Below are 14,791 nucleotides of genomic sequence, written 5' to 3' on the forward strand. Positions count from 1 at the left end.
CCTTACAAACAGCTTTAATTCGTTGACTATAATAAATTTACTCACAACAGATATGCCTAACTTAGGAAAAATAGCACAAATTATCGGCCCAGTGGTTGACGTTAGCTTTGCTGATGATGCCCATCTACCTAAAATTTTCGATGCGTTAGAGATAACAAAAGAAAATGGACAAAAAATTGTTTTAGAAGTTCAACAGCACTTAGGTGAAGACCGTGTACGTGCAATCTCTATGGACTCTACTGATGGTTTAGTTCGTGGAATGAAAGTAGTTGATACTGGTTCAGCGATTAAAATGCCAGTTGGCGACCAAATTAAAGGTCGTTTATTTAATGTAGTAGGTGACGCAATTGACGGAATCACTGCAGTAGATAAAGCTGACGGTCGCCCGATTCACGCTACTCCTCCTAAGTTCGAAGATTTATCAACAGAAACTGAAGTACTTTTTACAGGGATTAAAGTAATCGATTTATTAGAGCCTTATGCAAAAGGTGGTAAAATTGGTTTGTTTGGTGGTGCTGGTGTAGGTAAAACGGTATTAATTATGGAGTTGGTTAACAACATCGCTAAAGCTTATGCAGGTTTATCAGTATTCGCAGGTGTTGGTGAGCGTACTCGTGAAGGTAACGATTTACTTCGTGAGTTTATCGAATCAGGCGTAATCAACTACGGCGATGATTTCTTGCACTCAATGGAAAAAGGTGGATGGGATTTGAAGTCAGTTGATACTGAAAAATTAAAAGAATCTAAAGCAACATTGGTTTTCGGTCAAATGAACGAGCCTCCTGGTGCACGTGCTCGTGTAGCATTATCAGGATTAACAGTTGCAGAATATTTCCGTGATGGTGATGGTGAAGGCGCTGGAAAAGATATCCTTTTCTTCGTTGATAACATCTTCCGTTTTACTCAGGCAGGTTCTGAGGTATCGGCTTTATTAGGTCGTATGCCATCTGCAGTAGGTTACCAACCAACATTGGCAACTGAAATGGGGTTAATGCAGGAGCGTATTACTTCAACAAAACGCGGTTCAATTACTTCTGTACAAGCTGTATATGTACCTGCAGATGATTTAACTGACCCGGCTCCGGCTACAACTTTCGCCCACTTAGATGCAACTACAGTACTTTCTCGTAAAATTGCTGAGTTAGGTATTTATCCAGCGGTAGATCCATTAGATTCTACTTCACGTATCCTTTCGCCTGCGGTTTTAGGCGATGAGCATTACAACACAGCACAACGCGTTAAAGAAACTTTACAACGTTATAAAGAATTACAAGATATCATCGCGATTTTAGGTATGGACGAATTATCTGAAGAAGATAAATTAGTAGTATCAAGAGCTCGTCGTGTTCAACGTTTCTTATCACAACCATTCCACGTAGCTGAGCAATTTACAGGCTTAAAAGGTGTGTTGGTAGATATTAAAGATACCATCAAAGGTTTCAACATGATTATGGATGGTGAAGTTGATGAATATCCTGAAGCTGCATTTAACTTAGTTGGTAGCATTGAAGATGCTATTGAAAAAGGTAAAAAATTATTAGCAGAAGCGAACTAATACGTTGTACGTAATAAGTTATACGTTTAAGTGCAAGTCGGCTGACTTAAAACTTAAAACGTAAAACGTAAAACTTTAAAAATGAATTTAGAAATATTAACTCCGGATAAAAAAGTTTTCGAAGGCGAAGTAACAGCTGTTACCGTTCCCGGAACGTCAGGTTCTTTTCAGATTTTAAAAGACCATGCTGCTATCATTTCTACTTTAGAGGATGGAGAAGTTATTATAAAAGCAAACCAAAATGACGAGCAACGTTTTTTTATTAAAGGTGGAGTTGTTGAAGCCTTAAATAATAAAATTGTTGTCTTAGCAGAAGGTATTGCTTAATCAATTTATTATATAGTTCTAAATTTATCTTTGGAACTTAAAAAAGCCTTTTTGATTAATTTCAGAAAGGCTTTTTTGTGTTAATATTACAAGTTTCATTTTAAACTCCTTTTTGGGTAAAAATTTACAATAAGCCCGAGTATATATTCCAGTCAAAAATTTGAATTGAGTATATTACCAGAATACCCAAATTATATTTTTTTTACAATAAATTTTTAAATGGAATTATATTACTCATTCTCAGTACTCATTGTTATCGCGTCATTCTTTGCTTATCTCAATTTACGTTATCTAAAATTACCCTCAACCATTGGCATCATGATTATCGCGATGCTCGCCTCAGTTATATTGGTTATCACCGGAAGTCTATTTCCAAAAGCCTTTAATCATTTTTCTACATTACTTACTGATGTAGATTTTACCGAAGTATTAATGGGCGCCATGCTAAACTTTTTGCTGTTTGCCGGTGCCATCCATATTAATTTAAAAGATTTAAAAGAACAACGGGGACCTGTTATCATCTTCTCAACGGTTAGTGTTGTCATTTCTACATTTGCTGTAGGAGGAATATTATTTTTTCTCGGGCCGATATTAGGCATTCATATTCCATTCATTTTCTGCTTACTTTTTGGCTCTTTGATATCCCCTACCGACCCAATTGCCGTGATGGGCGTTTTAAAAGAGGCAAAAGTTAAAAAATCATTAGAAACAAAAGTAGCCGGAGAATCACTTTTTAACGATGGTGTTGCCGTTGTGGTATTTGCAGTTATTCTTCAACTTACACAAACCAGTGAAGTAGAAATTTCATTTTTTAGTATATCCTGGTTATTGATTAAAGAAGCTTTCGGAGGATTTATCCTCGGTGCGCTTTTAGGCTTAGGTGCATCTAACGCTATGCGGAAAATCGACGATTATAAAGTTTCAGTTTTAATAACACTTTCGGTAGTAATGGGCGGATACCTGATTGCACATTCCATGCACATATCAGGACCCTTAACCATGGTTGCAGCTGGTATTGTGATTGGAAATTATGGTAAGCGAACAGCAATGTCTGCCACTACAAAAGATTACCTGAATAAATTCTGGGAGCTTATTGACGAAATCCTCAATGCAGTTTTGTTTCTTTTTATCGGTTTCGAATTATTGATTATTCAAAACATCACATCATATTGGATAATCGGAACTGCAAGTATCGTTATTGTTTTATTCTCGAGATTTTTATCCATATATATTCCGGTTTTACTCATTCCATTTAAAAATAAATTTAGTAACGGAACAATTAAAGTTTTGGTTTGGGGTGGTTTACGCGGAGGAGTTTCTATTGCTTTAGCCTTATCAATGGATGAGGGACCATATAAACCTACATTAATTGCGGCTACCTATTTTGTTGTTGTATTTTCTATTATCGTTCAAGGACTTACAGTTGGAAAAGTAGCATCAAGAGTTCTTTCGAAGGAAGAAGAATAGTATCACATAAATTAATATACTAATGCCAATGCAAAATTCATTGGCATTTTGTTTTTATGGACATTTCTGTAAAGATTAGTTCTATAAAAAAACTACAAAAATTTTCACTTTTTGATTAAATACAGAAGTTTTAAGAAGAAAAATGGTGAATTTACAATGCAAGCATAACAAACATACCGTATACCGTTTTGATATTTGGTATGCGGTCATCAGCATATAATCACCAAAAGCTCCGGCAAACGAAACAATATTCGTTAATTTGACTTAAAAAAGGAATATAATTCTAATTTCACTTTTTTTTAATTTCCTTTGGATATTAATGAACCAAAAACTAAATTGGTATTTATAAACAATCAGGAAATAATGATCTATCAAAGTAACACAATTTCGAATCAGGCTACTGCAATTGCAGCTGGTAATGTTGTGTTCTTACCTGTCATTATGCTCAATCTACTACTCCTAAATATTTTACCAGGAAAGAAGATGGGCTGCTTTTAATAGATATAAACAAAATATACTTAAAGCGTCCTGACAAAAACAGGGCGCTTTTTTTTAAATAATAAAACACAGTATTATGAAATACTATAATTCTAATACGATTATATACCTTGATGGAAAATTTGAAAAGGCTGTAAATAGCAGCACTGATCTTTACGGCCAATCATTGCATTATGGTTACGCTGCTTTTGAGGGTATTAGAGCATACAAAACACACAACGGCAATCGCATCTTTAAAGCAGCTGCCCATTTCGACCGCCTAGAGCGTTCTTGCCAATTGGCAAATATTCCTTTCCCTTGGGATAAACAGGAATTAATAAAAGAAACTTATAAGTTGCTTACGCTAAATAAGCTAAAGGATGCATACATCCGTCCATTAGTTTTTTGCCACCCCAACATGAAATTGAATGGTCCAACCGGTGTTTCAATTTTAATCTGTGCATGGGATTGGGATGCTTATTCTGGCAATAAGTTATTAAAATTAACCATTTCAGATTACGAAAGACCAAATCCGAAATCTACACCAATGGAAGCTAAATTGAGCGGAAACTATGTAAACTCAATTTTAGCTACAACCGCAGCCAATATTAAAGGTTATGATGAAGCTTTGCTTTTGGATATGAACGGCTTTGTAGCCGAAGCATCAGGTGCAAACATCTTTATAGAAAAAGATGGTAAACTTTACACGCCATCTTTAGGAAATATTTTACCTGGAATTACCAGAGCAACGGTTAAAGAACTTTGTACAGTTCTAGATATCGAGTGCATCGAGCAGAAATTGACTGTTGAAGATTTGAGAAATGCAGATAGCGCTTTCTTATGTGGAACAGCTACAGAGATTGCTGGTATTGCTTCAATTGATGATATCGTTTTCCGTTCATTATGGAGAGAATCTATCGGTTATACCATACAACGGGCTTATAAAAACCTTGTGCTAGAAAAAGTGAACTACGAAGTGATTATATAGATATGAGTTTTGAGATTGAGATTTGAGAAAAAATTTTCAAGTACCAACCTCTAAAACTAATGAACAACTGAACTAATAAACTAATCAATGAGCGAATTAAACAAATACAGTAAAACATTTACACAAGACCCAACACAACCGGCGGCGCAGGCGATGCTTTACGGAATCGGCTTAACGGATGCAGATATGGCAAAAGCTCAAGTTGGTATTGCAAGCATGGGTTATGATGGCAACACCTGCAACATGCACCTTAACGATCTTGCAAAAGATGTTAAAGCAGGCGTTTGGAAAAATGATTTAGTGGGTTTGATTTTTAATACAATTGGCGTTAGTGATGGTATGAGTAACGGTACTGATGGTATGCGTTATTCATTGGTTAGCCGCGACGTAATCGCTGATAGTATCGAAACGATTTGTGGTGGTCAATACTATGATGGAATTATTTCTATACCAGGCTGCGATAAAAATATGCCAGGTGCTATTATGGCAATGGCTCGTTTAGATCGTCCGTCAATTATGGTTTATGGTGGTACAATTGCACCAGGTCATTACAAAGGGAAAGAATTAAATATCGTTTCGGCTTTTGAAGCATTGGGACAAAAAATCTGTGGTAATTTATCTGATGAAGATTATCAGGGCATCATAAAACACACTTGTCCGGGTGCTGGCGCTTGTGGCGGCATGTATACAGCAAATACCATGGCTTCTGCTATTGAGGCATTAGGAATGAGTTTACCCTATTCCTCTTCAAATCCTGCGGTTAGTCCGGAGAAAAAACAAGAATGTTTGGATGCCGGCAAATACATCAAAATTCTATTAGAAAAAGATATTAAACCATCTGATATCATGACGAGAAAAGCGTTTGAGAATGCAATTCGGTCAATCATTATATTAGGTGGAAGTACCAATGCAGTATTACATTTTATCGCCATGGGTAAAGCTATTGGTGTAGAAATTACTCAAGATGATTTTCAACGCATGAGTGATGTAACGCCTGTGTTAGCCGATTTTAAACCAAGCGGAAAATACTTAATGCAAGATTTGCATCAATATGGAGGTATCCCTGCAGTATTAAAGTTTTTGTTAAACGAAGGTTTATTACATGGCGACTGCTTAACCGTAACCGGAAAAACTGTTGCAGAAAATTTGGCCGATGTAAAATCTATTATGGATTACGACCAGAAAATCATTCAAAAACTGAGTGAGCCGATTAAAGCAACTGGTCACTTGCAAATTCTTTATGGAAATTTAGCCGAGAAAGGTTCTGTAGCAAAAATAAGCGGTAAAGAAGGCGAAAAATTTGAAGGTCCGGCTAGAGTTTTTGATGGCGAGCATGATTTAATTGCGGGTATTTCTAGCGGTCGCGTAAAGCCAGGTGATGTAATTGTAATTAAAAACTCTGGCCCTGTTGGTGCACCGGGCATGCCGGAAATGTTAAAACCAACTTCAGCAATTATTGGTGCTGGTTTGGGTAAATCGGTGGCTTTAATTACCGATGGTCGTTTCTCTGGCGGAACCCACGGTTTTGTGGTTGGGCACATCACTCCCGAATCATACAAAGGTGGTTTAATCGGTTTGGTAGAAGATGAAGATCCAATCCTAATTGATGCTGTTAATAACATCATAGAATTGCAGGTAAGCGATGATGTCATCGCAGAGCGAAGAAAGAAATATGTGCAGCCAGAGTTAAAAGTAACTAAAGGCGTGCTTTATAAATATGCTAAAACCGTTTCAGATGCCGCAAGTGGTTGCGTAACTGACGAATATTAAAATAAGTTCAGGTTTGCGGATGTAAACCTTGACCATTAGTCATCCCGACTAAATAATAAAATGAATTACTATGCAAATAATCAAAAGTATTCAAAATAGAATTTATGAAATTCGGGGTGTAAGAGTAATGTTGGATTTCGATTTGGTAGTACTTTATGAAGTTGAAACAAGGGTTTTAAATCAAGCCGTGAAGCGTAATATTCAACGTTTTCCAGATGATTTTATGTTTCAACTTACTAAGCTGGAGTTTGAAAATTTGAAATTAGAGAACAGCAATCAAGGTATGTCATCACAAACTGTGATGACATAGAATCCGAACTTGATATCACAAATTGTGATATCAAGTTATGGAGGGATTAGAAAAATGCCCTATGCTTTCACAGAGCAAGGCGTAGCAATGTTAAGCGGAATTTTAAGAAGCGAAAAGGCAATTAACATGAATATTGCCATAATGAGAGCTTTTGTTGATGTAAGAAAAATCATACTCAAACAAAATAACTTAAACGAGCAGCTCTTAGAAATTAAAGAGCGACTTGGAGAACACGATGTTCAACTAAATGAGCTTTATGATGCAATGGATAATCTTTTAGATGAAAAAATTGCACAGTTGAAATGGAAAGATAGGGAGCGAATCGGATTTAAAATAAAAGAATAATAGAACAGCAAAAACGTAATTATGGAAACTGCACAAGATACATTACAAACCGAAGCAAAGGCTGAAACAAAGCGCACTTTTAAAGGAACGGGCTCTCAGGTTTTGTTAAATGGATTAATTGAAGAAGGCGTAACAACCATTTTTGGTTATCCTGGTGGGGCAATTATGCCAATTTACGATGCACTTTATGATTACACTGATAAATTGCAACATATCTTGGTACGCCACGAGCAAGGTGGTATCCATGCCGCTCAGGGTTTTGCCAGAGCAAGCGGTAAAGTAGGTGTTTGTTTCGCTACAAGTGGCCCTGGTGCAACCAACCTGGTAACAGGATTAGCTGATGCTCAAATCGATAGCACACCTTTAGTTTGTATCACAGGTCAGGTTTTTGCACATTTATTAGGGACTGATGCATTTCAGGAAACGGATGTAATTAACATTACTACTCCGGTTACTAAGTGGAATTATCAGGTTACCGATGCAAAAGAAATTCCGGAAGTTTTAGCGAAGGCCTTTTACATCGCAAAAAGCGGTAGACCAGGACCAGTTTTAATCGATATAACTAAAAATGCTCAAATACAAATTGAGGAATTTCCTGAATATGTTAAGTGCAATCATATCCGTTCTTATCGCCCGAAACCAAAAGTTAGAGCAGAATATATCGAGCAAGCAGCTAAATTAATAAACGAGGCGAAGAAACCATTTATATTGTTTGGACAAGGTGTTGTTTTAGGCACTGCAGAACAAGAATTTAAAGCCTTTATAGAAAAAAGCGGCATTCCTGCAGCCTGGACAATTATGGGCGAAGGTGCCATTCCAACTTCGCACCCATTAAATGTTGGTATGTTAGGAATGCATGGAAATTACGGACCCAATGTTTTAACCAATGAATGTGATGTTTTAATTGCCATTGGAATGCGTTTTGATGACCGCGTGACAGGTCGCTTGGATAAATATGCGAAACAGGCAAAAGTTATTCATTTTGATATAGATCCGGCCGAAATTGACAAAAATGTAAAAGCAGATGTTGGTGTTTGGGGCGATTGCAAAGAAACTTTACCGCTTTTAACCAATTTAGTTGATGAGAAACAACACAATGACTGGGTTGCAAAATTCAGAGAATATAATCAGAAAGAAATAGACCAGGTTATCACGCCAGAGCTTTATCCGCAAGGCGATGAAATGACAATGGGCGAAGTATTGCGCAACATCAACGAAATATGCGGTGGCGATGCCGTAATTGTTACTGATGTTGGTCAGCACCAAATGGTAGCCTGCCGTTATGCAAAATTTAACAACACCCGTAGTAACATTACCTCCGGTGGTTTAGGCACAATGGGTTTCGGTTTACCGGCAGCAATAGGTGCTAAGTATGGTGCGCCAAATAAAACGGTTATTGCTATTATTGGCGATGGTGGTTTTCAAATGACGCCACAAGAGTTAGGTACGATTATGCAATTTGGTGCGGCCGTTAAAATCCTGATTTTAAATAACCGCTTTTTAGGAATGGTTCGCCAGTGGCAGGAATTGTTTAACGATAAGCGTTACTCTTCGGTAAACATTACTAGTCCGGATTTTGTGGCTTTGGCTAAAGCGTATTACATTGAAGCCGATAAGGTTGAAGAACGCACTAACCTAAGAACTGCTTTAGAAACGATGATTAACCATGAAGGTTCTTACTTATTAGAAGTAATGGTTGGAAGAGAAAATAACGTATTTCCAATGGTTCCGCAGGGTATGAGCGTAAGCGAAATTAGATTAAAGTAATTAAGGGCTAATAATTAAAACCTGACCCATTCGTCATCTAGACTGGAGCACAGTCTCTAACTTTCGGGAGAGCGGGATTTGACAAAGATTTCTCCACAAGGTCGAAATGAGGGCAAAACAAAAAAAATTATCATGACTACTGAAAATACATTAGAACATAAAATAGCAAAAGCCGATTACGAAGGTAAGCAGGAATATACCATCACGGTTTATGCTGAAAATCGTATTGGTTTATTAAACAGAATAGCTATTATCTTTTCGAAAAGAAAAATCAATATCGAAAGTTTAAATACTTCTCCATCTGAAATTGATGGCATACATCGTTTCAATATTGTGATTACGGAAAGCTATGATGTGGTGCGTAAACTTGCCCGCCAGATTGAGAAACAGGTTGAAGTTTTAAAAGTATATTTCAACACCAATGATGAAATAATTTGGCAGGAATTGGCTTTGTATAAAGTTTCTACTGATGAAATTGCCGAAAAAGTAACCGTTGAGCGTTTGCTTAGACAATACGGTGCAAGTGCGGTTGTTATTCGTAAAGATTATACTGTTTTTGCAGTTACCGGGCACAGAGAAGAAACCGATGCATTAGTAAAAGCTTTAGAACCTTATGAGTTGATTGAATTTGTACGTTCTGCCAGAGTTGCGATTATTAAAGACAGCGCTGGTTTCCATGAAAAATTAAAAGAATTTGAAGCTTTTGAACCTGGAGAAGAATTGGTAGAAAATGAATTCTTAGATAAAGGCGAGAAGATATTTACCATGTAATCAGTAATACGTGATAAGTGGTAAGTTATACGTAAAGGTCGTAAAACGTATAACTTACAACCTAAAACATTAAAACAATGAACGAAGTATTTGAATTTATAATCAACTCGAGAAAGGCATTTATTAAACTAATTGATGGCTTAAGCATTGAGCAACTGAATAAAATTCCTGATGGATTTAATAATAACATCATCTGGAATTTCGGGCATATTGTGGTTAGCACGCAAACGCTTTGTTATGTGCGCACTGGAGTTTTAGCCGATACCAGTTCAGTGAAATACAACGAGTTTTACAGGAAGGATACTAAACCAACCTATACTGTTACCGAAGAAGAAGTTGCCGAATTAAAGGCAATTGCAATAGAAAGTGTCGAAAAAATAAAGGAAGATTATGCGAAGGGTCTGTTTGCAAACACCATCCCCTATTCAACTGCAACTTTCGGTGCGCAACTACATAGTATTGAAGAAATTTTAATTACAACCATAGGACATGACAACCTGCATTTTGGATATGCCTTAGCATTGAAAAAATTAGTTTAAAAATGGAAGATGTGAGGCGGAAAACGGATGATGGTTTGAAACACCGAACAGAAGTTTTTTTAAACCCGATTGAAGAGGAAATACTTTTTTAATGGCTTTACTAAAAAGATTGCCACGTCATTCCACCTCGCCTGCCTACCGCAGGCAGGCAATGACGCAAATAGACGGAATGATAGAAGTTAAAAAGATTGAAACGCCCGCCTGCCGGACGGGCAGGAAAAGCGGGGCTGAAGTAACCAAAAAGCACAGAAACCTGATTTTCAAATAAAAGAAAATATTAACCATCAAGATAGATGAACTTTAATCTTGATAATTGAACCGATAAATAAATAGAAATTAACCAATAAAAACGATGTCAAATTATTTTAACACATTACCTCTTAGAGAAAAATTAAACCAACTTGGTGTTTGCGATTTCATGGATAGCAACGAATTTTTAGATGGCGTTAGCGCACTAAAAGGCAAAAAACTAGTGATTGTAGGCTGTGGAGCTCAAGGTTTAAATCAGGGTTTAAATTTAAGGGATAGTGGTTTAGATGTAAGCTACACGTTGCGCAAAGAGGCAATTGAAGGTAAAAGAGATTCGTGGAAAAATGCAACAGAAAACAATTTCAAAGTTGGTACTTACGAAGAATTAATTCCTACTGCTGATGTGGTAATTAACCTTACGCCTGATAAACAACATACTGCGGTTGTGAATGCAATTATGCCTTTAATGAAAGATGGCGCTACTTTATTGTATTCTCACGGTTTTAATATTGTTGAAGAAGGTATGCAAATCCGTAAAGATTTAACCGTAATTATGGTTGCGCCTAAATGTCCTGGAAGCGAAGTTAGAGCAGAATATGTTCGTGGTTTTGGTGTACCAACCTTAATTGCGGTTCACCCAGAAAACGACCCTCAAGCTAAAGGCTTAGCACAAGCTAAAGCTTATTGTGTTGGCACTGGCGGACACAGAGCTGGTGTTTTAAAATCATCTTTTGTTGCTGAGGTTAAATCTGATTTAATGGGCGAACAAACTATTCTTTGTGGTTTGTTGCAAACTGGCTCTATCCTATCTTTCGATAAAATGGTGGAGAAAGGAATTGATGCAGGTTATGCCTCTAAATTGGTTCAATATGGCGTTGAAGTAATTACCGAAGCTTTAAAGCAAGGTGGTATTACGGCAATGATGGACCGCTTGAGCAATGTTGCAAAAATCAAGGCTTTCGAGATTTCTGAAGAGTTAAAAGATATTATGCGTCCGTTGTTCCAAAAACACCAGGATGATATTATGAGTGGCGAATTTAGCCGTACCATGATGGAAGATTGGGCCAATGGCGATAAAAATTTATTGAAATGGAGAGCTGAAACCGGCGAAACTGCTTTTGAAAAAACTCCGGCTGGCGATGTTAAAATTGGCGAACAAGAATATTTCGATAACTATTTATTGATGGTTGCTTTCGTTCGTGCTGGTGTAGAGTTAGCTTTCGAAACAATGGTACAAGCTGGTATCAAACCAGAAAGTGCTTATTACGAATCGTTACATGAAACACCACTAATTGCGAACACCATTGCCCGTAAAAAATTATTCGAAATGAACCGAGTAATTTCTGATACAGCAGAATATGGTTGTTATTTATTTGATCAGGCTTGTAAACCATTATTAGCTGATTTCATGAAAAAAGTGGATACAGATTTAGTAGGTAAAAACTTTAACGAAGGCAAAGATGGCGCAGTAGATAACAGAAAACTAATTGATGTTAACGAAGCCATCCGCTCGCACGAAGTAGAACAAATTGGTGCTACTTTACGCAAAGCGATGACTGCCATGAAGGCGATTAAGACTGCATAAAGAGCCCCACCCTACCTCCCCAGAGGGGAGGAGACATGGAGCGAAACATCTCATTCATAGATAAGAATTGAGAGAAAAAAAATTAATATTAAAACGTTTGCCCTAATGAGGTAAACAATACTTATAAACTATGCAAAGCCCTCCCCTCCTGGGAGGGTTGGGAGGGGCTAAAATGTCAAAAACATTAGTAGAAAAAATTTGGGATGCACACGTTGTAAAAAGCGAAGAAGGATTTCCTGATATTTTATACATAGATACACACTTAATACACGAGGTAACTTCGCCGCAGGCATTTGATGGTTTGCGCAAACGTGGTTTGCCGGTTTTTCGTCCGCAGCAAACGGTGGCAACTGCCGACCATAACGTACCAACTTTAAACCAATTATTACCGATTAAGGAAGAGCTCTCCCGTTACCAGGTAGATATGCTCACCAAAAATTGTGCAGAATTTGGAATTGAACTTTATGGCTTAGGTCACCCGTTTCAGGGCATTGTACACGTAATCGGTCCGGAATTGGGTATTACCCTACCGGGAAAAACGATGGTTTGCGGCGATAGCCATACTTCTACCCATGGTGCTTTCGGAGCAATCGCTTTCGGTATTGGCACATCGCAGGTAGAGCAGGTTTTTGCAACGCAATGCTTATTGCAATCGAAGCCTAAAACCATGAAGATTGAGGTTAATGGTGAACTTGGAAAAGGTGTTTGCGCAAAAGACATTATTCTTTACATCATTGCGCAAATTTCTGCCGCTGGTGGTACAGGATATTTTATTGAGTATGCAGGCTCGGCAATCGAAAGTTTAAGCATGGAAGCCCGAATGACGATATGCAATATGAGTATTGAAATGGGTGCGAGAGGCGGCTTAATTGCGCCTGACCAGATTACTTTCGATTATATTAAAGGTAGAAAATTTGCTCCGGCAGGCCAAGATTGGGATAAAGCTTTAGTTTATTGGAAAACGCTATACAGTGATGCTGATGCAAAATTCGATAGTGTTTTAACTTTCGATGCTGCAGATATTGCACCAATGATAACCTACGGAACCAACCCTGGAATGGGGATGGGCATTCAGGAAAATATTCCGGCAACCACCGCCCAGCCTGAGAAGGAACAACTTTCTTACCAAAAAGCGTTGGATTACATGGGTTTTGATGATGATGCATCGTTAATTGGAAAACCGGTTGATTATGTTTTTATTGGAAGCTGTACAAATTCTCGAATTGAAGATTTACGTGAGGTTGCAGATTTTGTTAAAGATAAACGCAAAGCGGATAATGTTACGGTTTGGATTGTTCCGGGTTCGAAACAAGTGGAGCAACAAGCTAAAAATGAAGGTTTAGATAAGATTTTCGAAGCCGCTGGTTTCCAATTACGTGAACCTGGTTGCAGCGCTTGTTTAGGCATGAATGAGGATAAAATCCCGGCAGGAAAATATTGTGTTTCTACATCGAACAGGAATTTTGAAGGTAGACAAGGGCAAAATGCCAGAACACTATTGGCCAGCCCGTTAACTGCCGCCGCAGCTGCTGTTACAGGTGTGATTACAGATGTGAGAGAATTGTTGGAAAAGGTAGAAGGTTAAAAGGCAGAAGGTTTAAGGTTTAGCAAAATACCTAAAAAACTCATCATTGCGAGGAACAGCCTGTCCCGATTTTTCGGGAAAGCAATCTTAAAGCAATTGATAAATAAATGGTTGGTGAGGACACCAACCATGGAATAACCCCAAAATGGAGGCTTTTGATAAGCATAAATGGAAAAAATCAATTTAATATTCACTTTTTTATTCCCCCTTCAGGGGCTTAGGGGGAGAATATGCCAGAAATAATTTGGGATGCAACATTATACGATAAGCAACATCACTTCGTATCTGATTTCGGTGCGGATGTTTTGCAGTGGTTAGCGCCTCAGCCCGAAGAATACATTTTAGATGTTGGTTGCGGAACTGGTCAGCTGGCTGCACAAATTGCAGAGAGTGGTGCAGTAGTTTTAGGCAGCGATGCTTCGGAAGAGATGGTTTTAAAAGCGAAAGCTTCCTATCCAAATTTAAACTTTGAAGTGGTTGATGGAACTAAACTTCCTTACCAGGAAAAGTTCGATGCAATTTTTAGCAATGCTACTTTCCATTGGATAGAAAACCAAAATGCTTTAGTTGAAGGCTTATTTAAAAGCTTGAAAACTGGCGGCAGATTGGTGGCAGAGTTTGGTGGAAAAGGAAACGTAAAAAGCATAACAGATGCCATAAAAGCTGCTTCAGAAAAATTAGGCATTGCAGATAAAGTGCTCACTAACTTTTGGTTTTTTCCATCAGTTAGTGAATACAGTAACTTGTTAGAATCGAAAGGTTTTGAAGTGGAGCAGGTCTGGTTATTCGACCGACCAACAAAGCTTATTGGTGAGGAAGGGATGTACGTATGGATTAACCAATTTGCACAGCACGCATTAAAAAACTTTACAGAAAAAGAAGCTGAAGACATTAAAAATTTGGCTGTTGAAATCTTAAAACCTAATTATTTCATGAAGGGAGAATGGATGGCGGATTACAGAAGATTGAGAGTTAAAGCAATAAAAAGCTGAAAAAAAAAAGCTAAAGGCGATATAAAAAATGCGAAAGTCGGGTCTTGATACTTGATACTCGCTA

Annotated in this window: 13 protein-coding genes and 1 pseudogene; all 14 read left to right on the forward strand. The window is 37.7% G+C overall.

Annotated features, from left to right (window positions below):
- Positions 1-52: 52 nt before the first annotated feature.
- The 14 genes and pseudogenes from atpD to LUA90_RS04670 all read left to right on the forward strand — a co-directional run bounded on the left by atpD (position 53) and on the right by LUA90_RS04670 (position 14,727).
- The gene (gene atpD / locus LUA90_RS04605) at positions 53-1,555 is read left to right on the forward strand and encodes a F0F1 ATP synthase subunit beta (protein WP_231464180.1); all 1,503 of its coding nucleotides are present in this window, start codon (positions 53-55) and stop codon (positions 1,553-1,555) included.
- A gap of 81 nt (positions 1,556-1,636) precedes the next feature.
- Positions 1,637-1,882 carry an ATP synthase F1 subunit epsilon gene (atpC, locus tag LUA90_RS04610; protein WP_231463876.1) on the forward strand — a complete coding sequence of 82 codons (246 nt, stop codon included), beginning with the start codon at positions 1,637-1,639 and terminating at the stop codon, positions 1,880-1,882.
- Positions 1,883-2,101: 219 nt separating this feature from the next.
- A complete protein-coding gene (locus LUA90_RS04615; protein WP_231490447.1) occupies positions 2,102-3,349 on the forward strand; it encodes a sodium:proton antiporter in 1,248 nt (415 codons plus the stop codon).
- 574 nt (positions 3,350-3,923) lie between these two features.
- Positions 3,924-4,814: a branched-chain-amino-acid transaminase gene (ilvE, locus tag LUA90_RS04620; RefSeq protein WP_231463879.1), complete on the forward strand. Its 891-nt coding sequence runs from the start codon at positions 3,924-3,926 to the stop codon at positions 4,812-4,814.
- Between the two features lie 87 nt (positions 4,815-4,901).
- Positions 4,902-6,584 (forward strand): dihydroxy-acid dehydratase, encoded by a 1,683-nt coding sequence (gene ilvD / locus LUA90_RS04625; protein ID WP_231490449.1) that lies wholly within the window; start codon positions 4,902-4,904, stop codon positions 6,582-6,584.
- 127 nt (positions 6,585-6,711) lie between these two features.
- Positions 6,712-6,936, forward strand: a pseudogene (locus tag LUA90_RS04630) (ORF6N domain-containing protein); the annotation flags it as partial.
- 12 nt (positions 6,937-6,948) lie between these two features.
- On the forward strand, positions 6,949-7,239 hold the full coding sequence (locus LUA90_RS04635; RefSeq protein ID WP_231463885.1) for an ORF6N domain-containing protein: 291 nt from the start codon (positions 6,949-6,951) through the stop codon (positions 7,237-7,239).
- Positions 7,240-7,260: 21 nt separating this feature from the next.
- A complete protein-coding gene (gene ilvB / locus LUA90_RS04640) occupies positions 7,261-9,006 on the forward strand; it encodes a biosynthetic-type acetolactate synthase large subunit (RefSeq protein ID WP_231490453.1) in 1,746 nt (581 codons plus the stop codon).
- Between the two features lie 132 nt (positions 9,007-9,138).
- Positions 9,139-9,777 carry an acetolactate synthase small subunit gene (ilvN, locus tag LUA90_RS04645; RefSeq protein WP_231490455.1) on the forward strand — a complete coding sequence of 213 codons (639 nt, stop codon included), beginning with the start codon at positions 9,139-9,141 and terminating at the stop codon, positions 9,775-9,777.
- Positions 9,778-9,854: 77 nt separating this feature from the next.
- Positions 9,855-10,316, forward strand: coding sequence for a DinB family protein (locus tag LUA90_RS04650; RefSeq protein ID WP_231490457.1), 462 nt, complete (start codon positions 9,855-9,857; stop codon positions 10,314-10,316).
- A gap of 109 nt (positions 10,317-10,425) precedes the next feature.
- A complete protein-coding gene (locus LUA90_RS04655; protein WP_231490459.1) occupies positions 10,426-10,584 on the forward strand; it encodes a hypothetical protein in 159 nt (52 codons plus the stop codon).
- Positions 10,585-10,668: 84 nt separating this feature from the next.
- Positions 10,669-12,150, forward strand: coding sequence for a ketol-acid reductoisomerase (gene ilvC, locus LUA90_RS04660; RefSeq protein ID WP_231463895.1), 1,482 nt, complete (start codon positions 10,669-10,671; stop codon positions 12,148-12,150).
- 172 nt (positions 12,151-12,322) lie between these two features.
- A complete protein-coding gene (leuC, locus tag LUA90_RS04665; RefSeq protein WP_231490461.1) occupies positions 12,323-13,735 on the forward strand; it encodes a 3-isopropylmalate dehydratase large subunit in 1,413 nt (470 codons plus the stop codon).
- 230 nt (positions 13,736-13,965) lie between these two features.
- Positions 13,966-14,727 (forward strand): class I SAM-dependent methyltransferase, encoded by a 762-nt coding sequence (locus tag LUA90_RS04670; RefSeq protein ID WP_231490463.1) that lies wholly within the window; start codon positions 13,966-13,968, stop codon positions 14,725-14,727.
- Positions 14,728-14,791 lie beyond the last annotated feature (64 nt).

The sequence above is a fragment of the Pedobacter sp. Leaf170 genome (genome assembly GCF_920984665.1).
Taxonomy (GTDB): domain Bacteria; phylum Bacteroidota; class Bacteroidia; order Sphingobacteriales; family Sphingobacteriaceae; genus Pedobacter.

Coding starts and splice junctions, on each gene's coding strand:
- atpC (WP_231463876.1), top strand. CDS start 1,637: ATGAATTTAGAAATATTAACTCCGGATAAAAAAGTTTTCGAAGGCGAA.
- ilvN (WP_231490455.1), top strand. CDS start 9,139: ATGACTACTGAAAATACATTAGAACATAAAATAGCAAAAGCCGATTAC.
- LUA90_RS04670 (WP_231490463.1), top strand. CDS start 13,966: ATGCCAGAAATAATTTGGGATGCAACATTATACGATAAGCAACATCAC.
- ilvD (WP_231490449.1), top strand. CDS start 4,902: ATGAGCGAATTAAACAAATACAGTAAAACATTTACACAAGACCCAACA.
- ilvB (WP_231490453.1), top strand. CDS start 7,261: ATGGAAACTGCACAAGATACATTACAAACCGAAGCAAAGGCTGAAACA.
- leuC (WP_231490461.1), top strand. CDS start 12,323: ATGTCAAAAACATTAGTAGAAAAAATTTGGGATGCACACGTTGTAAAA.
- atpD (WP_231464180.1), top strand. CDS start 53: ATGCCTAACTTAGGAAAAATAGCACAAATTATCGGCCCAGTGGTTGAC.
- LUA90_RS04635 (WP_231463885.1), top strand. CDS start 6,949: ATGCCCTATGCTTTCACAGAGCAAGGCGTAGCAATGTTAAGCGGAATT.
- ilvC (WP_231463895.1), top strand. CDS start 10,669: ATGTCAAATTATTTTAACACATTACCTCTTAGAGAAAAATTAAACCAA.
- LUA90_RS04615 (WP_231490447.1), top strand. CDS start 2,102: ATGGAATTATATTACTCATTCTCAGTACTCATTGTTATCGCGTCATTC.
- ilvE (WP_231463879.1), top strand. CDS start 3,924: ATGAAATACTATAATTCTAATACGATTATATACCTTGATGGAAAATTT.
- LUA90_RS04650 (WP_231490457.1), top strand. CDS start 9,855: ATGAACGAAGTATTTGAATTTATAATCAACTCGAGAAAGGCATTTATT.